The sequence below is a fragment of the Ruegeria sp. C10 genome, from assembly GCF_056537805.1.
This window is the reverse complement of the sequence record NZ_JBQFSC010000001.1, coordinates 1082250-1101541: the sequence shown is the minus strand read 5'-3', so window position 1 is coordinate 1101541 and position 19292 is coordinate 1082250. Positions and strand designations below refer to the sequence as shown.

19 protein-coding genes are annotated in these 19292 nt (G+C 53.6%); 11 read left to right on the top strand and 8 right to left on the bottom strand.

The features are described 5' to 3' along the window. Window positions 1-21 precede the first annotated feature (21 nt). From ACR0DE_RS05130 to ACR0DE_RS05105, 6 genes are all read left to right on the top strand, one after another. Window positions 22-888, top strand: coding sequence for a carbohydrate ABC transporter permease (locus ACR0DE_RS05130; protein WP_170392706.1), 867 nt, complete (start codon window positions 22-24; stop codon window positions 886-888). Window positions 889-900: 12 nt separating this feature from the next. Beyond that, on the top strand, window positions 901-1731 hold the full coding sequence (locus ACR0DE_RS05125; protein ID WP_010443328.1) for a carbohydrate ABC transporter permease: 831 nt from the start codon (window positions 901-903) through the stop codon (window positions 1729-1731). Window positions 1732-1742: 11 nt separating this feature from the next. Further along, complete coding sequence (locus ACR0DE_RS05120) at window positions 1743-2747, top strand: ABC transporter ATP-binding protein (RefSeq protein ID WP_480752235.1); 1005 nt, start codon at window positions 1743-1745, stop codon at window positions 2745-2747. Beyond that, entirely contained in the window at window positions 2744-3517 is a 774-nt protein-coding gene (locus ACR0DE_RS05115; protein ID WP_480752234.1) for an L-iditol 2-dehydrogenase, read from the top strand. Before ACR0DE_RS05120 ends, ACR0DE_RS05115 begins: the two co-directional genes overlap by 4 nt. Next, on the top strand, window positions 3517-5016 hold the full coding sequence (locus tag ACR0DE_RS05110; protein ID WP_480752233.1) for a mannitol dehydrogenase family protein: 1500 nt from the start codon (window positions 3517-3519) through the stop codon (window positions 5014-5016). The genes ACR0DE_RS05115 and ACR0DE_RS05110 overlap by 1 nt, the downstream gene beginning before the upstream one ends. A 420-nt stretch (window positions 5017-5436) precedes the next feature. After that, complete coding sequence (locus ACR0DE_RS05105) at window positions 5437-6045, top strand: histidine phosphatase family protein (protein WP_480752232.1); 609 nt, start codon at window positions 5437-5439, stop codon at window positions 6043-6045. Between the two features lie 430 nt (window positions 6046-6475). On the opposite strand, the gene ACR0DE_RS05100 is transcribed toward ACR0DE_RS05105, so the two are convergent. The 5 genes from ACR0DE_RS05100 to ugpB all read right to left on the bottom strand — a co-directional run bounded on the left by ACR0DE_RS05100 (window position 6476) and on the right by ugpB (window position 11592). Further along, window positions 6476-7423 (bottom strand): glycerophosphodiester phosphodiesterase family protein, encoded by a 948-nt coding sequence (locus ACR0DE_RS05100; protein ID WP_480459740.1) that lies wholly within the window; start codon window positions 7421-7423, stop codon window positions 6476-6478. After that, window positions 7423-8478: a sn-glycerol-3-phosphate ABC transporter ATP-binding protein UgpC gene (gene ugpC / locus ACR0DE_RS05095; RefSeq protein WP_480752231.1), complete on the bottom strand. Its 1056-nt coding sequence runs from the start codon at window positions 8476-8478 to the stop codon at window positions 7423-7425. Before ugpC ends, ACR0DE_RS05100 begins: the two co-directional genes overlap by 1 nt. 3 nt (window positions 8479-8481) lie before the next feature. Next, window positions 8482-9318: a sn-glycerol-3-phosphate ABC transporter permease UgpE gene (gene ugpE, locus ACR0DE_RS05090; RefSeq protein WP_155150595.1), complete on the bottom strand. Its 837-nt coding sequence runs from the start codon at window positions 9316-9318 to the stop codon at window positions 8482-8484. Between the two features lie 20 nt (window positions 9319-9338). Continuing rightward, window positions 9339-10220: a sn-glycerol-3-phosphate ABC transporter permease UgpA gene (gene ugpA / locus ACR0DE_RS05085; RefSeq protein WP_480752230.1), complete on the bottom strand. Its 882-nt coding sequence runs from the start codon at window positions 10218-10220 to the stop codon at window positions 9339-9341. 61 nt (window positions 10221-10281) lie between these two features. Next, a complete protein-coding gene (gene ugpB / locus ACR0DE_RS05080) occupies window positions 10282-11592 on the bottom strand; it encodes a sn-glycerol-3-phosphate ABC transporter substrate-binding protein UgpB (RefSeq protein WP_170392713.1) in 1311 nt (436 codons plus the stop codon). 181 nt (window positions 11593-11773) lie between these two features. Between ugpB and ACR0DE_RS05075 the strand changes: the two genes are divergently transcribed. Together ACR0DE_RS05075 and ACR0DE_RS05070 are read left to right on the top strand one after the other, a co-directional pair. Next, window positions 11774-12676: a LysR substrate-binding domain-containing protein gene (locus ACR0DE_RS05075; protein ID WP_480752229.1), complete on the top strand. Its 903-nt coding sequence runs from the start codon at window positions 11774-11776 to the stop codon at window positions 12674-12676. A 504-nt stretch (window positions 12677-13180) separates the two neighbouring features. Further along, the gene (locus ACR0DE_RS05070) at window positions 13181-14017 is read left to right on the top strand and encodes a TauD/TfdA dioxygenase family protein (protein ID WP_480752228.1); all 837 of its coding nucleotides are present in this window, start codon (window positions 13181-13183) and stop codon (window positions 14015-14017) included. 325 nt (window positions 14018-14342) lie between these two features. On the opposite strand, the gene ACR0DE_RS05065 is transcribed toward ACR0DE_RS05070, so the two are convergent. Then, window positions 14343-15098 (bottom strand): isochorismatase family protein, encoded by a 756-nt coding sequence (locus ACR0DE_RS05065; protein ID WP_170597516.1) that lies wholly within the window; start codon window positions 15096-15098, stop codon window positions 14343-14345. A 27-nt stretch (window positions 15099-15125) separates the two neighbouring features. Continuing rightward, window positions 15126-15557 carry a VOC family protein gene (locus ACR0DE_RS05060; RefSeq protein ID WP_480562545.1) on the bottom strand — a complete coding sequence of 144 codons (432 nt, stop codon included), beginning with the start codon at window positions 15555-15557 and terminating at the stop codon, window positions 15126-15128. 85 nt (window positions 15558-15642) lie between these two features. Here ACR0DE_RS05060 and ACR0DE_RS05055 point away from each other — a divergent pair, with 85 nt between their 5' ends. Next, window positions 15643-16539: a LysR family transcriptional regulator gene (locus ACR0DE_RS05055; protein ID WP_480752227.1), complete on the top strand. Its 897-nt coding sequence runs from the start codon at window positions 15643-15645 to the stop codon at window positions 16537-16539. A 231-nt stretch (window positions 16540-16770) separates the two neighbouring features. Here the strand turns inward: ACR0DE_RS05055 and ACR0DE_RS05050 are convergent, their stop codons facing one another. After that, complete coding sequence (locus ACR0DE_RS05050; RefSeq protein ID WP_170818911.1) at window positions 16771-17688, bottom strand: LysR family transcriptional regulator; 918 nt, start codon at window positions 17686-17688, stop codon at window positions 16771-16773. 103 nt (window positions 17689-17791) lie between these two features. Here ACR0DE_RS05050 and ACR0DE_RS05045 point away from each other — a divergent pair, with 103 nt between their 5' ends. Both ACR0DE_RS05045 and ACR0DE_RS05040 read left to right on the top strand, forming a co-directional pair. Continuing rightward, window positions 17792-18751 carry a tripartite tricarboxylate transporter substrate binding protein gene (locus tag ACR0DE_RS05045; protein ID WP_170597523.1) on the top strand — a complete coding sequence of 320 codons (960 nt, stop codon included), beginning with the start codon at window positions 17792-17794 and terminating at the stop codon, window positions 18749-18751. A 69-nt stretch (window positions 18752-18820) separates the two neighbouring features. Continuing rightward, window positions 18821-19288, top strand: coding sequence for a tripartite tricarboxylate transporter TctB family protein (locus ACR0DE_RS05040; protein ID WP_480752226.1), 468 nt, complete (start codon window positions 18821-18823; stop codon window positions 19286-19288). Window positions 19289-19292: the final 4 nt, after the last annotated feature.

Here is a 19292-nt window from a genome sequence, read left to right as displayed (position 1 = left end):
TGAACAGAGAGGGTTTGCGTCATGGCAACTCAACATTCCCGATCCGTCGCGCGCCTGATGATGGCACCCGCAGTGGTCCTGCTACTTGGCTGGATGCTCGTGCCCCTGACGATGACGCTGTATTTTTCCTTCAAGAAGTATCTGCCCCTTCGCGGTGGCGACTTGGGCTGGGTCGGGTTCGACAACTATGTCCGGTTCGTCTCGTCCAGCTCCTTCTGGCCCGCGGTGCAAGCGACGTTGATGATCGTAGGCGGCGTCTTGGTGATCACCGTAATTCTAGGCATTCTACTAGCGATGCTGCTGGATCAACCCATGTGGGGTCAGGGCGTTGTCCGTATCCTCGTGATCGCTCCCTTCTTTGTCATGCCCACGGTGTCTGCGTTGGTGTGGAAGAACATGTTCATGGATCCTGTGAATGGGTTGCTGGCCCATCTATGGCGCTTTTTCGGGGCCGAGCCGATCTCATGGCTATCCGAGGCCTCGATGACTTCGATCATCATGATCGTCTCATGGCAGTGGCTACCCTTCGCGACACTGATCCTGCTGACCGCAATTCAGTCACTGGACAGTGAACAGCTGGAAGCAGCCGAAATGGATGGTGCGCCAGTCCTGAAACGCTTTTATCACATCGTCCTGCCACATCTGAGCCGCGCGATAACCATCGTGATCCTGATCCAGACGATCTTTCTTCTGTCGATCTTCGCCGAAATCTTCGTGACCACCGGCGGCGCCTTCGGCACCCGAACCCTCACCTACCTGATATTCCAGCGCGTGCTGGAAAGCCAGAATGTCGGCCTTGGATCAGCCGGAGGTGTCTACGCCATCATCCTTGCCAATATCGTTGCCATCTTCCTGATGCGCATCGTTGGCAAAAACCTGGACGCGTGAGGAGGAACCACCATGGCCCGCGCCGTCACATCCCGTCGTAAATCGCTGAACACCGCCCTTGCCTGGGCCGTTGGTCTGCTGATCTTTTTCCCGATCCTCTGGACGATCCTGACCAGCTTCAAAACCGAGGCTCAGGCGATCGCCAGCCCACCGCTGTTCCTGAACTTCGATTGGACGCTCGAGAACTATGCAATCGTACAGGAACGCTCGGATTACATGCGGTTCCTGTGGAATTCGGTGATCATCGCAGGTGGATCAACCATTCTGGGCGTGATCATCGCAGTGCCCGCAGCATGGGCCATGGCCTTCGTGCCGTCCAAGCGTACCAAGGACATCCTGCTGTGGATGCTGTCCACCAAGATGCTGCCCGCGGTGGGTGTTCTCTACCCGATCTATCTGCTGTTCATCCGGTTGGGTCTACTGGACACGCGCGGAGGGCTGGTCGTGGTGCTGATGCTGATCAACCTGCCGATCATCGTCTGGATGCTTTACACCTATTTCCGTGAAATCCCCGGTGAGATTCTGGAAGCCGCCCGGATGGATGGTGCCACGCTGAAAGAGGAAATCCTCTATGTGTTGACACCCATGGCCGTGCCCGGCATCGCCTCGACCGTGTTACTGAACTTCATTCTTGCCTGGAACGAGGCATTCTGGACGCTCAACCTGACTGCCGTTGACGCAGCGCCGCTTACCGCATTCATTGCCAGCTATTCCAGCCCCGAAGGCCTGTTCTTCGCCAAGCTCAGCGCGGCATCGACCATGGCGATCGCACCAATCCTCATCCTTGGCTGGTTCAGCCAAAAACAACTTGTCCGCGGCCTGACTTTCGGCGCTGTGAAATAAGGAAGACGACTATGGGACGTATCCAACTCAAGTCAGTGACCAAAAGCTTCGGTGACATAGAGGTCATTCCACCACTAGATTTGACTATCGAGGACGGTGAATTCACCGTCTTCGTCGGGCCCTCTGGTTGTGGCAAGTCCACGCTGTTGCGGCTCATTGCGGGGCTAGAGGACATCACTTCGGGCTCCATCGACATTGATGGCGCGGATGCAACCGACGTACCGCCCGCCAAACGTGGTCTGGCAATGGTGTTCCAGTCTTATGCTCTGTACCCGCATATGAGTGTGCGCAAGAACATCGCCTTTCCCTTGCGTATGGCCAAGCTGGATCAGGCCGAAATCGACAAGCGGGTCGAAGGCGCAGCAAGCGTCCTGAACCTGAGCGATTATCTCGACCGCCGCCCGGGGCAACTTTCCGGTGGGCAACGCCAGCGCGTTGCCATTGGTCGCGCCATTGTTCGTGAGCCCGCGGCATTCCTGTTCGACGAGCCCCTTTCAAACCTAGACGCCGCGCTGCGCGTTGGCATGCGGCTGGAGATCAGCGAACTGCACGAACGTCTGGCGACAACGATGATTTACGTGACGCACGATCAGGTTGAAGCCATGACAATGGCCGACAAGATCGTCGTGCTTCAGGCCGGTGTGATCGAACAGGTCGGCAGCCCGCTTGAATTATATCGGACGCCGCGCAACTTGTTTGTTGCAGGGTTCATCGGCTCGCCCAAAATGAACTTCATCGAAGGACCAGAGGCGGCGAAACACGGTGCACAAACAATCGGTATTCGCCCGGAACACATCGCGGTTTCGGAAACTGAAGGTGAATGGTCCGGGATCGTCAGCGTTTCAGAACACTTGGGATCGGACACCTTTTTTCACGTCCACGAGACCGGACTGGCCGAAACCATTACCGTCCGCGCAGATGGTGAGGTCGGCTTCCGCCATGGGGATCGAATTCACCTGACACCGCGTGCAGATGTCATCCATCGGTTTGATGCGAAAGGCTTGCGGATCGAATGACACGCTTGGCAGGCAAAACCGCCCTGATCACCGGGGCTGCGCGAGGCATCGGATTGGCCTTTGCCAAAGCTTATGTTGCAGAAGGCGCGCGTGTTGCCATTGCCGACATCGACATCCAGCGTGCGAAAGACGCCGCCGCAGAATTGGGTCAGGTTGCATTCGCCATCGAGATGGACGTGACAAACCAAGAAAGCATAGATGAGGCCGTCGCAAGAGCCGCTACACATTTCGGCCCTATCGACATTCTGATCAACAATGCGGCAATCTTCACCGCCGCCCCAATCGTTGAGATTGAGCGGGAAGACTACAACCGCGTGTTTGACATCAACGTCTCGGGTGCTTTGTTCACGATGCAGGCGGTCGCCCGGCACATGATCGAGCACGGGACCAAAGGTCGGATCATCAACATGGCATCTCAGGCTGGGCGAAGGGGGGAACCTTTGGTCGCAGTTTACTGCGCCAGCAAGGCGGCGATCATATCGCTGACCCAATCGGCGGGGCTGAACCTGATCGCTCATGGGATCAACGTGAACGCAATTGCTCCGGGTGTTGTTGATGGCGAGCATTGGGATGGCGTTGATGCGTTCTTTGCAAAACATGAAGATAAACCGCTCGGCCAAAAGAAACGCGAAGTGGCGGCAGCTGTTCCCTACGGGCGGATTGGTCGCGCAGAGGATCTGACCGGGATGGCTGTGTTTCTGGCCTCTGACGAAGCCAGGTACATTGTCGCCCAGACATATAACGTCGATGGCGGAAACTGGATGAGCTGATGAATCCTGTGGCAAACGCAAATCCTGCAGTACATCTAAGGCGAGATAACCTTTCAAACCTGCCGACAACTGTCAGGACCCCATCTTACAGGTGCTCGGACCTGACGCCCGGCATTGTCCATATCGGTCTCGGGAATTTTCACCGCGCGCATCAGGCTTGGTATATCCACCAGTTGATGCAGCAAGGTCAGGCCCACGACTGGGCAATCATCGGAGCCGGTGTGCGAAGCTACGATTCCGAGATGCGAGGGCGTCTGCTGGCGCAGGACTGCTTGACGACATTGATCGAACTGGACCCGAAAGGGATGTCCGCCCAGGTAATTGGTCCGATGATCGACTATCTTCCGGTCGAGGCAGGCAATGCAGCGTTGATCCGCAAGATGTCCGAGCCTTCCATCAAGATTGTGTCTTTGACAGTGACCGAAGGTGGATATTACCGAGATGCCAACACGGGTGCCCTCGACACAGATCACCAAGAAATTCTTCATGATGCAGCAAATCCAAACCAGCCGTGCACAGTATTCGGTGCGATCATTGCGGCGCTCAAGCAGCGCAGGGCGCAGGGCATCAAACCCTTCACCGCGCTGAGCTGCGACAACCTTAAGGATAATGGCGTGATCCTGAGGAACTGTGTTGTCGGTCTAGCACGCCTGTCTGACCCTGCTCTGGCCGACTGGATAGACCAGAACGGCGCATTCCCCAATTCAATGGTGGATTGCATCGTGCCCGCTACAACAGACCAAGTGATATCACAATGCCACGCACTTGGCGTCGATGACCAAGCACCCGTATCGCACGAGAACTATCGCCAATGGGTGATCGAGGACGATTTCTGCGCCGGGCGCCCACCCCTGGAACAGGTCGGCGTCACGCTGACCCGTGATGTCCAAAGCTATGAGACGATGAAACTGCGCATCTTGAACGGCGGTCACCAGTTGCTTGCTAATGTCGGCGAAATACTGAATGTCCCGACAATTTCGGATTGCATGCAGGACCGGGATATCTTGGCGTTTTTCAGAAAGGTCCAAGAAGAAGAAATTCTGCCTCATGTCGCAGCCGTCCCCGGAGCGACTGCAAATGAATACCTTGAGCAAGTTGAGACGCGATTTGCAAATACGGCCATTCACGACACGACGCGCCGGGTTGCTTTCGATGGATCGGCGCGACACCCCGGGTTCTTGCTGCCGTCACTTCGTGATGCACTTGCGGCAGGCTCTTCCATAAGCGGGCTCGCGCTGGCCGAAGCTTTCTGGTGTCGGATGTGTGCAGGATACCGTGAAGATGGCTCCGAAATCGCCCCCAATGACCCCCAATGGGAGAGTCTACAGAAAGCTTCGCTGGCGTCCAAAGACGATCCAGAACTCTGGGTCGGCCAGCAACACTATAGCGATGCTTGCGCCCTCGGCGCAGACTTTCCCAGAGCTTTTGCCTTCTGGCTAACTACGATCTGGAAACACGGCAGTCGGGCAGCTATCGCGGAATATATCAATCGCAGTTGAGCCCTTTTCTGAACGCGCTTTGCAGAGCAGTGTCAGTCTCCGATAAGAATATCGAGCGACACAGTATTCAGCCATTCGGCCTTAGCGAAGCCGTCGATTTTGATACGACCCCAATACCCACTACGCGCAAGTTTTGCGATTTTCGCCTATAAGTTCTTCCATCATGTCCACGCATCCGAGAAGATGTCATCGAATTTAAGCGCAAACCAAGTCGGCGGAGAGCCCTTAAAGGATCAAAATGAGCGACGCCTCATTTAACGCACAGGTCGTGTAGCGGCCCTTCATTCGTGTTATCAATTGTGTCAACCAGAGGATTGGTTGCTTTTTTCGACAACAGTTGCCTGCTTAGACGAGATACTGCTTAAACTAAAAAAAATCAGAATTACTTCGCTTTGCGTCGATGAATAAAATAGTCAACAAGTGCGAGACCAGAACATCAGCCCAACCTTCTATTTGCTTCGTCACGGCGAGACCGAATGGAACTCCCAAAAACGGAGGCAAGGACGTCGGGACTCGCCCCTGACCGAACGAGGCATTCGTCAAGCATTGGCAAACGCAAGTAAACTACGAAGCCGCCTTTTTTTCGATCATTCGCTTACAATATTTTCGAGCCCGCTTGGCCGAGCTGCACAGACAGCATCAATCGTGATCAAGGAACTAGGTCTGCCGCCAGAAATCATCGAGTACGAGACCAGTTTGGTGGAATGCAGTTTCGGGCAATGGGAAGGATTGACTGAAAAAGAGATCACTCGACAGTTTCCCAAGGAATGGGAAGCGCGATGCTCTGATCGCTGGAATTATCCACCCCCGGGTGGAGAGTCCTATGCTGACGTGCACAATCGTGTTTCCTCATGGTATTCGAGCAGCTCGTTCGAAGGAACAGCAATAATTGTTGGCCACGGACTAACATCCCGCGTGTTTCGAGGAATATTCCTGGGCCTATCCGCACAAGAGGTATTTGAATTGAACGAACCTCAAGACGGCTTCATCAGGTTGCAAGACGGACATTCAGCCTACATTGAACACTAAAGCTTCGTTGATTGGGCATTTGTCCCGAGTATCCGGTTTTCCGTTGGTTGCAGGTCCAAATTATTATCTCGATGAAGCGGGGGATATCGGCTCATTCACCGCAAATTCAATACGACACTGAGTTTTCACAAACTGCGCCCCTCTAGTTGAATGCGCCACTTCAAGGATAGATTTGTTTTTCTCGGTATGTTTTTTGTTAGTGTAACACACTGTTCACGCCGACCTCTCCAAGCGAAGCAATTTCTGCTGCACACTGATCTTAATCGCATCCATTGGCCAGCCTTTCGGCATGATCCAATGCGGCTACCTAACAATTGCACGGTACTTTAGACGATGGTTCTTTTGCAAATTTAGGCTAGTTGATGTGTCTGATCCTTCCCAACTGCAACTGAAAAGAACATGAACGGCGTCAGCTTTTGTGGCGCGGTGCTCACCGGCAATCGACACTCCACCTCATGCCCAAATCCGACAGATGCCTTTGAACCCGCCCAGGATAATCAGATACAATTGCATCCACGCGCAGGTCGATCATTCTGCCTATTTCTTCGTGCGAATTGACCGTCCACACGGCAACACATAGGCCCAGTTCTTTTGCGCGCGCCACATTTTCAGCCGTTACATCCGTGTAGTATGGGCACCAAAGCGAACCGCCTGCTTGCTTGACCAAATTTGGAATTTCATCACGACGACCACGAAAGTCAGGGCAAACCGCTTTCGAGGAATCCTCACCAACATCCGCCGCGTTTTCCGGAAGCTGCGTCAGGTAGGAAGACGGCATGTCAGGAGCCTGCCGCTGACACTCCTCCAACAGGTTCCAATCAAAACTGTGGAGCACCGCGCGCGAAGACAATCCTTTGTCACGTACTTCTTGAAGAACCCGCCCGACAAATTTCTTCCTATAAAGCGCATCGTGAGCCAAATCCGGATCCGACTTCAGTTCGAGCATCAGATAGGCATCACCGTATTTTGGATCATCAACCAAATCCAGCAAATCGTGCAACTTTGGAACACGGATGCCATCCAGTAGAGCCTGGTCCGGAAACCGTTGGCCATAAGCCGAATGACCATCCAACCGCCCGATATCAAATTGCTGGATTTGCTCGAACGTCAATGACGAGACCTTCGGCTCTTCTCCGGTCAGAAACAGGCCATTTGCGTCACGAAAGCTGGGAGCATGCAGCCGATGGTTGTGGGTTATGACCGGTACGTCATCGGCCGTCAGGACAACATCAAACTCAAGCAGCGGGACGCCGATAGAGAGCAAAAAGTCAAAGCCAATCATACTGTTTTCGGGCAGCACACCCCGCGCACCTCGATGCCCCACAACCCGGATCAGGTTTTTGCCACCACGAAAGGCTTCAACCTGTGGAAAGACCATCAGCCTTCCAACCTCTTGCCGGATGAATGGTCAAACAGATGCATGTGCTCTGAGGCAACTGAGAACCGCATGCTCGGATGCCGGCCTTCTATTGGGTGGACACCCGGAAGGCTTATCGTGATCGCGTCGCCTGCATCCGTGAGCTGGCCATGCAACAAGGTGTTTGCGCCTAGCGGTTCCGCCATCTGAATAGCGGCTTCCAACGGACCATTGTTGTCCAGAAACAGATGCTCTGGTCGGATTCCAAGCTTTAGTGGGGTATCAGGCCCCGTGGATGGACCAATCTCTAAGCCCCCTATCTTAACCGTTCCGTTTTCACGCTGAGCATCAAAGATATTCATTGCAGGGCTACCAATAAACTGAGCCGCGAAAAGGGTTCCTGGTGTTTCATATACCTCCAATGGCGTCCCAATCTGCTCAGCGATGCCTCCGTTCATCACGATCATCCTGTCTGCCATCGTCATCGCTTCGACCTGATCGTGAGTCACGTAAAGCGATGTAATTCCAAGCTTTTCCTGAAGCTCGCGGATTTCTAAACGCATCTGAACACGCAGCTTGGCATCAAGATTTGAGAGTGGTTCATCAAACAGGAAAACCGCTGGCTCGCGAACAATTGCCCGCCCCATTGCCACCCTTTGGCGTTGACCGCCTGAAAGCTGCCGGGGTTTGCGGTCCAACAAAGCTTCCAGCTGCAACAGTTTGGCGGCCTCGGTCACCTTCTGGTCAATCTGGTTCTTTGGAAGCCCCGCGATTTTCAGCCCATACCCCATGTTCTGGCGCACCGACATATGTGGGTAGAGCGCATAATTCTGGAACACCATCGCGATATCGCGATCCATAGGCTCTTTGTCGTTGGCTCGTTCTTCTCCAATCCGGATTTCACCGGACGTTACGGTTTCAAGGCCTGCAACCATTCGCAAAAGCGTGGATTTTCCGCAGCCCGAAGGGCCAACAATCACGATGAATTCACCGTCCGCGATATCTATGTCGATGCCATGGATAACGTCCGTCGGGCCAAAGCTCTTTTTGACATTCTCTAAGTTTACTGTTGCCATTTTTTATTTCTCGCTATCGACAAGGCCGCGGACAAAGAGCTTTTGCATAGACACCACTACGATGACCGGCGGGATCATTGCCAAAATCGAAGTGGCCATGATGACCGGCCATTCAGCTACGTCGTCGCCGGATGGGAACATCTGTTTGATACCCATCACGATGGTGTTCATTTCAGGATCGGTAGTGATGAGCAGCGGCCAGAGATATTGGTTCCAACCGTAGATGAACAGGATCACGAATAGCGCTGCGATGTTGGTCCGGCTCATGGGCACCACAATATCAATGAAGAACCGCATCGGACGGGCTCCATCTACTCGAGCAGCTTCGGCCAGTTCATCTGGGATCGTTAGAAAGAACTGACGGAACAGAAACGTCGCCGTGGCAGAGGCGATCAAGGGGAAGATAAGCCCATAGTAGCTGTTGAGCATGCCGAACCCGGCAACAACTTCGAATGTTGGAACAATTCGGACTTCAACCGGAAGCATCAGCGTCAGGAAGATCAGCCAAAAGAACGTCGTCCGCCCGGGAAAGCGAAAGTAGACAATCGCAAAGGCAGAAAGCAGTGAGATCACGATTTTGCCCACCGCAATCCCAATCGCCATCACGAGGCTGTTGAACAGCATGGTGGCGACAGGGACATTCACACCAGAAAACAGCGCGGCCTTGTAGTTTTCCCAGAACTGATCACCGGGAAGAATTGGCATGGGTGGCGATACGATTTCCGGCTGGGTCACAGTCGACGCCACGAATGCCAGCCAGATCGGGAAAAAGATGATTAAGACGCCAAGGATCATCATGGCATGGGTCAACCAGATCCCCATGCCACGTTTTTCGACCATTCCGTGTTGTTGGGCTGCCATCAGTAGTGCACCCTTTTTTCCACGTATTTGAATTGGATGACGGTCAGCAGACCAACGACAATAAGCAGGATGACGGACTGAGCGGAGGACGAACCGAGATCTTGTCCAACGAACCCATCCGAGAAGACTTTGTAGACTAGAATGGTCGTCGCCTGCTGTGGGCCACCGCCAGTGATCGTGTGGATGACGCCAAAGGTCTCAAAGAATGCATAGACAACATTCACCACCAACAGGAAGAACGCGGTTGGTGACAAAAGCGGCAGCACGATTGTGAAGAACCGGCGCCAGAAGCGCGCGCCGTCAATTGCCGCAGCCTCGATCACCGATCTTGGGACCGACTGCAGCGCTGCAAAGAAGAACAAGAAGTTATAGCTGATACGCCCCCAGGCTGAGGCTACAACCACCAGGCCCATGGCCTCGGTGCCGTTCAGAACGTGGTTCCAGTCATAACCAAGCTGGCCGAGGTACCACGACACGACACCAACACGCGTGTTGAACATGAACAGCCACAGCACGCCTGCAACAGCGGGGGCAACGGCGTAGGGCCAGATCAGCAGCGTCCGGTAAACACCCGATCCTTTGATCAGGCGGTCCGCTATGACCGCCAGAAACAACGCCGGGATCATTGAAAACAGAGTGACGAGCGTCGAAAACACCGCCGTCGTCACGAAAGAAGCACGGTAGAATTTATCGCTCAGCAGGAATTCAAAGTTGCCGAACCCCACGAATTGGGACGACAGCCCAAAGGGATCAGGTATGAACAAAGACTGCCAAACCGCCTGACCGGCCGGATAGAAAAAGAAAACGGCGGAGATCATGACCTGAGGGGCGATCAGAGCCAATGGCAGAAGCCAGCCGCGAAAGGTGACGCGTTTTTCCATCCCGATAAACCACCGAATAGAGAAGATGCGGGCCCGAAACAGGCCCGCATCGAATTAGGACTTATTGATTGGCAGACTCGAACCGGCGCAGCAGGGCATCGCCGCGTTCTTTCGCACTGTCCATTGCTTCCTGAGCGGTCTTTTCACCGGACCAGACAGCCTCGAGCTCTTCGTCGATGATGCCGCGAATCTGGTCAAACGACCCCAGACGCAGACCCTTCGAATTCGCAGTCGGCTCTTTGGCGGTCATCTGTATGACAGCAATGTCAGTACCTGGGTTTTCTTCATAGAAACCAGCATTTCGGGTCGCGACGCCAGCTTCGGCGGTGATTGGAAGATACCCTGTGTTCTGGTGCCAGTTCGCCTGAACGTCCGAAGACGACAGGAAGCTCAGGAATTCACCGACACCTTTGTATTCTTCAGGATCGTGACCCTCCATCACCCAAAGCGAAGCGCCACCAATAATGGTGTTTTGCGGCTCGCTTACGACCGCCTCCCAATAGGGCAATGGGCGCACGTCGAATTCGAACTCAGCCTCAGAGCTAATGCCGGCATAACCTGCCGAACTTTCGGTGAATAGCGCGCATTCACCTGCCCGGAAGTTCGCGCCACCTTCGTTTCTGCGGCCAGTATAGATGAATTTACCATCTTTGGCCCAGTCACCCATCGCGGTCAGGTGCGCCACCTGCGTCGGTCCATTCAACATCAGTTCGGTATCAAGACCGGCAAATCCATTATCCTTCGAAGCGAATGGGACGTCGTGATAGGCCGAAAGGTTCTCAAGGTGGATCCAGCTTTGCCAAGCAGTGACCAGCGGACAGTCTTCACCCCCAGCCTTAAGCTGGTCAAGAACGTCACCAACTTTTTCCCAGGTCGACAAATCCGTGTCAGGGTCAACACCCGCCGCTTCCATAGCATCGCGATTGACCCAGAGAACGGGTGTTGACGAGTTGAAGGGCAGCGACAGCATGTCCCCGTCAGTGGTCGTATAGTAGCCTTTGACGGCACCAATGTAGGCATCAGGATCGAATGATGCACCGCTTTCAGCCATCACTTCATACACTGGTTTGATAGCCCCTTCGGCCGACATCATGGTTGCCGTGCCTACTTCGAAAACCATCAGGATATGTGGTTGTTCACCTGCTCGGAAAGCAGCAATACCCGCATTCAAGGTTTCCGAATAGTTGCCTTTATGGCTTTCTACTACAGTGAACTCATCTTGGCTGGCATTGAACTCTTCAACCTGAGCCTTCACAAGATCGCCCAGTCGACCGGTGAAGGCATGCCAGAACTGAATTTCGGTTTGCGCCATAGCCGCCACCGGCGACAGAGCAGTTGTTAAGGCGAGAGCGCCTAGAAAATTCTTTTTCATGATTCCTCCCATGCATCAGGGGTTGATGCTTCGTTGAATACCGACCGCAACGCGTAATCAGCACACATGACGATTTCACGACGTTAACGTTACAATTTTATAATTCAAGCATTTAATTTTTGAGAAAAACATAACATTACATTATAAACCAACCAGGGAAACAACGAACCAGGTTCAAAATATGAGTCAAACTTTGCGGATCCGGCAATTGGAAGCGCTCATGGCCGTTTCCACTAATGGGTCGGTCACTGCTGCGGCAACGGATCTTGGGATAAGTCAGCCCGCAGTCAGCAGACTGCTTTCTGATTTGGAAAAATCACTTGGCTTTCAGCTTTTTGATCGCCGCGAAGGTCGCTTGGTGCCCTCGCAGGAGGTACGATATCTGCAACCCAGCGTAGAGCGCGTTCTGGAATTGATGAAGCAAATCTCGGATGTCAGTCAGGACATCACACAGCGCAAAGCGGGTCACATCCGCGTCGCTTGCTTACCGGGATTCGCCACAAGTCATCTTCCCGATGTCGTCGCCAAGTTTTTGCAGGATCGGCCCGGCGTCACCCTGACGATTGAACCAGACCGACCGGAACGGATTCTCGAGTGGATGATAGGTGAGCAGTATGATTTCGGGATCACGGACAGCTTTAACGGTCACCCGGCCGTTGAAAGCAGAAACATCAATGTCCGCACAGTTTGCGTGTTTCCCACCGGAAATGAATTGGAAAGCCTCTCTGAGGTGACACCAGCGGATATTACAGATGCTAAAATTATCCATACACGACGCGACAGCGACTTTTTTGTGCGGCTTTCCAAAGCGTTTCAGAGCGCCAACGTAGAGTTGAATTCCCACATCGAAGTCAGGCAGTTCACCGCAGCTTGTGAGTTGGCACTAAAAGGTGTCGGAGTTTCCGTGGTAAGCGAGTTGGACGCCGTCCAGTATTCAACGCGTGGATTGAGCTATAGGCCGTTCAAGCCATTGCTTCCTCATACACTATCGCTTGTGCGCCCAATATTGAAACAACCGTCACTAGTGACACTCGAATTCATCGAACAGTTTCAAGAAAGCTTAAAACCGTTCAAAGCCCAATGAGCCCGTCAAAAAACTACGGCACATGAAAGAGCCTTTGCGCTGCCGACAAATCACCTACCCCTTTCTGCATAAGAAACATCAGAGTTTTGAGACCTCTGGGCATCATCCGGATCCAGCGCCAAAGCGATACACACCATTCAGCCATGATCAGTTAAACAGCCATAAATTTCGCAAAGGAGCATCAATGGCAAGCTTCCTAATCCTTGCTCGCCAAAGTCCATTTGACCGCGCAAATAGCATTCGTCTGACCAACGTGCTAGCGCTGCAGTAAGAGGCAGGCTTATCGTAGTGCAGGTTGATCGAAATGCGGGGACCGATGTTATCGAAGGTTTAGATTGAACAACGTAAACGCACCTATGCTGAACCAGCGCACTGTACACGAAATGATCGAGCCAGTTCAGATGCAGGTTTTACGCAGCACCAACAAAACTGTGTCCAGATAGTTCAGTTTCTCCGATCATTGGCCACCCTTAAACTTCCGCCTCTAGAGCAAGGAGCAGAATAATGGACATAAGACCACTGACAGGCGGTTTGGGAGCTGAGATCATGGATGCTGACATCCGCGACAGTACCCAGTTTGAAGATATTCACGCCGCGTTTGCAAAGTACTCTGTGATCGTCGTCAGAGATCAGCAGGTCAGCCCAGACGATCACCTGGAATTTGCCCGTCGCTTCGGTCCGATCAATGTCAATCGATTCTTCAGACCTGTCGATGGCCATCCTGAGATCGCCATGGTGCTTAAGGAAAAGGATCAAAGAGAAGCGGTCGGCGAAGGATGGCATACCGACCATTCGTACGATCAAGAACCCGCCATGGGTTCTATTCTCCATGCCATCGAAATGCCGCCATACGGCGGGGACACGCTTTTTGTTTCAATGGGCGCAGCCTATGACGCACTGTCCGTGCCGGTGCGCCAGTTTCTGCATGGGCTTACAGCCATTCATTCATCTCGGCATGTCTTTGGTGCAGCTGCGCAAGAAAGCGAGGCTGCAACGAGCGGGCGTCTGAGCAACGCAGAAAACGCCGTTCAAGACGCACGCCATCCAGTAGTCATCACGCATCCCTTGAGTGGGCGTCGCGGATTATTCGTGAACCCGGTGTTTACCACGCATATCGAGGGCCTCTCTCGTGAGGAGTCTGATGCAATCCTTGACATGCTCTATGAACATTGCAAACAACCTGAATTCCAATGCCGCGTCCGATGGCGGACTGGAGACATCACCATGTGGGACAACCGAGCGACATGGCACAAGGCCATCAACGACTATCACGGATTTCGACGCCTGATGCATCGAGTAACTGTGGAAGGCTCAGCTGTTTCCGCCATTCAGCCAACATAGAATACAGCCCCGAGGGTGCGCAAAATTGCCTATGGTGTGAGTTCGGACCATTAAATTGCCAATGTCGCGAATGCCTGATTTGACGGACCCAACCGTCACAATGGCAACCTCAAGCAAATGGTGGGTTCGGGCTGTTCTCGATTTTGGTGTTTGTGCCCGGAAGGACAAATTGTTGCTGAACCGCAATCAGCAGCGGGGAGCTGTCCCAATCAGGTTCCCCATAGTAACCGACGCCGGCTTTCTAGAAATTGCTCAAGTGCAAACAGGCAAAGCCTGATTTCAAGCAGAATTCGTCAGGGACCGAAGCCCCTGACAGATGTTGAATTTACCAGGTTGAGTCCGGGTCAACTTTGAAAAGATGCTCCATAAACACGCGAGTGACGGCCTGCAGTTTATCGGTGCGCGCGTGGTCGCGTTGCAGTTCGGCTGGAACCACATTCCATGTTATAGGTTCAACACCAGCCTCGATCATGCGGCGCATGCCGTTTGCGTGGCTGGTCTGAGTGATCGATCCAACGGCATCTTCCGGAACGTAGACGTCATATCCGGCCAACTCGGCCTCAATCGCGGGATAAGCCAGACATACATCCGTCCAAAGACCGCCCATTATCAGCTTCTTTCGGCCCGTTGCTTCAACTGCGGCTACAAATTCAGGCTCTTCCCAAGCGTTCACATTGGTCCGGTCAACAAATACCGCGTTCGGGGCCAGTTCGCGCAAATCTTCGATCATAGGATCATAGCCGTTCAATCCTACGGCTACATGGCTGAATATGATCGGGATGTCGTAGATCACGGCGGTCTTTATCAGACCCGTGGTATTGTTGATCAGCTCTTCGTGGTTGATATTCTTAACCCCAGCCAAAATCGGCGGCTGGTAGTCGATAAGGATCAGCGCCGAGTTGGTCGGTGACAGAAACGGGTCATTATCTGCGGCTCGGACAGGCGTACCTTGATAGCCGTCTGGGTATGTTGCGACACCATCCACTGTTTTGATCATAGGTATTTCTGCGGTTGCTGGGAGTGCTACGGCGCTGATCGTCAAGCTCAGGGCTGCGGCGAACGGTTTGATGAAAGTGGTCATGGGAGCATCTCCATTAATGATGGGGGTTCAACCGTGCACATGCTCGGCGATCAGTCGCGCGACAGATGGTCCGGGACCAACAAGTTCCAGGACATTACGATCCGGATCGCGGATGAAAATTGTCTTGGTACCGCGAAATTCTCGACGGCCTGTGATGGCTATGCTGTGTTCGGTAACAAAGGCCTCGGTTGCTTCGGCGTCCCTTACCTTGACGGCCAGGTGCGTGATGCCGGGAAACTTCTCGACCTCATCCATCAAGACGTTTTCACCAGCTTTTGCTGTAGCGGGGCCTAACAGGTTGATGTTGATCCCGGACGGATGCAGCATCACCAACGGATGGCCATGGTCATAGCCGCCATCCGCGATCAACTCGAATCCCAGCAACTCATAGAAGGCGACTGATGTATCGCGGTCGCTGATGCGGATACCAATGTGATCGAAGTTTCTTATATCCAACATGGTTTGGCCTTTCATTACACTGCAACCAATGTAACTATACTTGTGTTGATGCTTAATAGCTCATCTGGAAGGTAATTTATTCCAAATGGATCATAATAAGGATTTGTTCGACGGCGTGGTTCTGTTCTGCACAGTAGTGGAACAGGAAGGCATGAGTGCCGCCGCAAAACTGCTGGGCCATACGCCTAGCCATGTCAGTAAAGAAATCGGACGGCTTGAGGCCCGGCTTGGCGCCCGGTTATTGAATCGGACCACGCGTCGGATCAGCCTGACGGAATCCGGGCGCATATACTATGAAAACGCCCGCCGGATTGTGGATGACGCCCGCGCCGTACAAAACAGGTTGCATTCCATCGGCGACAGACCCTTTGGAGAGCTTCGGATGAGCGTTCCTGTGGTTTTTGCACATGGATGGCTGAACGATCGGTTGCCCGAATTTCTGCGGCGATACCCCGAAGTTGATCTGAACATTGACATATCCGAGCGCCGGGCCGACATGATCGGTGAAGGCATCGATCTGCTGGTGCGCATCGGTGATTTGCCTCCGTCCGATTTGATTGCACGCGAACTTTTTCGCACACAAGGTCTTACAGTGGCTTCCCCCGCCTATCTGAAACGAAACGGCACGCCCCGCCACCCCGATGACCTAAAGGGGCATCAACTAATTGATTTTTCGTTTCACGGGGCCACCCAAAACTGGACCTACCCAGGACCAGATGGTGAGGCAATCGCGGTTCCAATCGCTCCTCGTATTCGATGCAACGATGGTCATACCGAAAAGGTGCTGGCCCTTGCTGGTCGTGGGATTACACGTCTGCCTCAGCTCTCCTGTCAGGCTGAACTGGATGCCGGGGCATTGGTGGCGATCTTACCCGATTTCAGCCCGCCTTCTATCGGAGTCCATGTGATCTATGCCAGCCGCGACAACCTGCCCGCAAAGACCCGCGCTATGATCGATTTTCTGGTCGAAATGAGCGGCTGAAGTCAGGTGCCGCCGAAGTTTCAAAGTCCTTCGTTTGCTGTGAGCAGTCTTCTTGCGGACAGTATCGCGCCTTGCAGCAATGTCTGATTTGATCAACCACGTCATAGTTTTACTTACGCCACGATAGGCAGCAATGAGCTGACTGATGGGAAATAATGGGTAGAAAACTGCAATCATTACATCTTTCCCGCAATTCCTAATCTGTCGAAACATGGAATCCGGCAGACAGGGTCATTGAACACGTTCAAGCGTCGGGCTTAGTTGAGCCAACGCGTTGACCACGCCAAACAACTCTTTTTCGAATGAAAGCAAGGCATCGGACTTCGCATCCACGATCGGGTAAAGCAGGCCAAACGTCATCCAGCGTTCAGGCGTCACCGGTACAAGTGCTAGTTTGTCCGAATTGGTTTGGGCGACGACCAACTCGTCCGCAACAGTTACACCAGCACCCTCTGCAACAAGCGAGCACGCGAGTTGAGATGCTGCCACTTCGCAAGTTTGCTTTGGTGTGACACCAGCAGAGTGAAAAATATCGTCCAACTGGTCGCGCAACAACAGACCGTGCATCAAGCGTATGATAGTTTCTTCCGCGAGATCACTCGCCGTAATTTCTTCTCGGATGGAAAGAGGATGATCCAATGGTAAGACCGCTTGTGCTCTCACTCTCAACAAAGGTTTAGTGACAATGCCCGGATGATCGACGGGCAAAGCACCAATACCGATATCGTATTCTCGTCCGGCCAACCATTTCCCCGCTTCACGTCTTGCCCGGACATCAAGGTTGATATTGGTGCCGGGGCTGGCCTTCATGAATCGCGCTACGGCCGGGGCTGACAGCGACTGCGCAATTCGGGGCATGGTTACAATCCTCAGAGTTTCCGTGCGACCTGCCCGGATTTCGGCAGCGATCCGAGGAACTTCATCAAGGTTGTCCAGGATACGGCCTGCCTCGCGGTAGAACGCCAACCCTTCGGGTGTTGGGGTCAGATTGCGGCCGCTGCGGTCAAACAGCGTCAGCTTGAGTTCGGCCTCGAGCCCCGAAATCAAGCGGCTGATCGCAGGCTGGCTAAGGTGCAGAATCTCGGATGCGGCAACCAGCGAGCCTTCGGACAATGTTGCGCGAAAGGCGCGTAGGGCCTTGATGTTCATCAATCCATACTTTCAATTTTTGCAAGAGTAGATAACATATTTGCATTTTTTACAATTGATGTTTTCGCGTAATTTGATCCCAAGCGAATTTGGGAGGTTACTCATGAAACGCAGAACGCTTCTTGGTGCTGTTATTGCCGCCATAGCCGTCACCACGACTGCCACCGCAACCTTTGCAGCGGATTGGCCAAAACGACCAATCAACCTGGTTGTTCCCTACAAGGCCGGGGGCGGTACTGACGCCTATGCCCGCGCCATCTCGGCCGCGGCGGAAGGTACGCTGGATGTGCCCGTTGTTGTGGTCAACAAGCCGGGGTCGGGCGGCCTGAATGGGGCCAATGCGGTGGTTGGCGCACGGCCCGACGGGTATACTCTGATGATGACATCCGGAGGATCGTTCCTTTTGTCGACGATGACCCGAGATACTGACATTGATGCATTGGAGAGCTTCGATTTTGTCGCTCAGGTAGGACAATTGCAGACGTCGCTTATGGTGCCAGTCAACAGTCCGTATCAGACCGTTCAGGATTTAATTGACGCGGCCAAGGCCAATCCCGGCGAGCTGCGTTGGGCACACTCGGGGCGTGGTGGATTCCACCACGTCGGTGGGTTGGGCTTTCTGGCCAGTAACGGGATTGACGCCCAGGATGTGCCGTTCAAAGGCGGCGGGCCGACCCGGGCTGCCCTGATCGGCGAGCAGGCTGATTTCGGGTTCCTTGGCGTTCAGCAACTTGCTGGTTTTCAAGAGCAGTTGAGGGCACTGGCCGTCAACAGTCAGGAGCGGGATGGGATCATGACTGATGTCCCCTCGTTTGGTGAGCTGGGCATTCCATTCGCTGCAGTATCATCCCCAGTGATCGTCTTTGCACCTAAGGGCACACCGGTAGAAGTGATTGCTGCGTTGGAGACCGCGCTGGAAGAAATTGCCGCCAAGCCAGAATTTGCGGAACTCCTTGCCTCACGCGGAACCGGCCCGGTCTACCAGAATGGAGCGGACGCAAAAACAACCCTATCCGCAATGAAAGAGGACGCCACTCCCTTGGTCCAAAGCCTGACCAACTAATGTCCTCATGGTCGGGTGAACAATGGTCACCCGACCCCCTTGTTCATGTTGATATCTCGGAGGAAAGACATGCGTGCCTATGCAGAAGGTCTGGTGCTTGCCCTCATCTCAATCTTTGCAATCTGGGAGGCCTGGCAAGTACCGGCCGCATCTCCGGGCGATACATGGGCCGGGATTGTGCCATTCTCCGCCGCTCTCGCTCTACTTGCTCTGTCCGGTGTTATGGTGTTGAGCGCAACGCGCCAGACGGCGGGTGATACAAGTGACGATCAAGACAGCAACGCGACTTTACAGATCATAGGTCTGTTTATCATCGCTATGCTGTACCAGCAGTCGTTCCGCTGGTTCGGCTACCTACTGCCGACTGCGATCGTGACGCCGATCGTCCTCTACATTTTCGGCGTACGCAGTCGGATCGGATTGGTTTTGTCGATCGTTCTTTGCCCGCTGGTCTTCCATCTCATCTTTTTTGTCCTGCTGGGTGTGTACCCGCCATATGGCGAAGTTTTCGACCTTCTCAGCTGGATTCAGGGGTAAAACA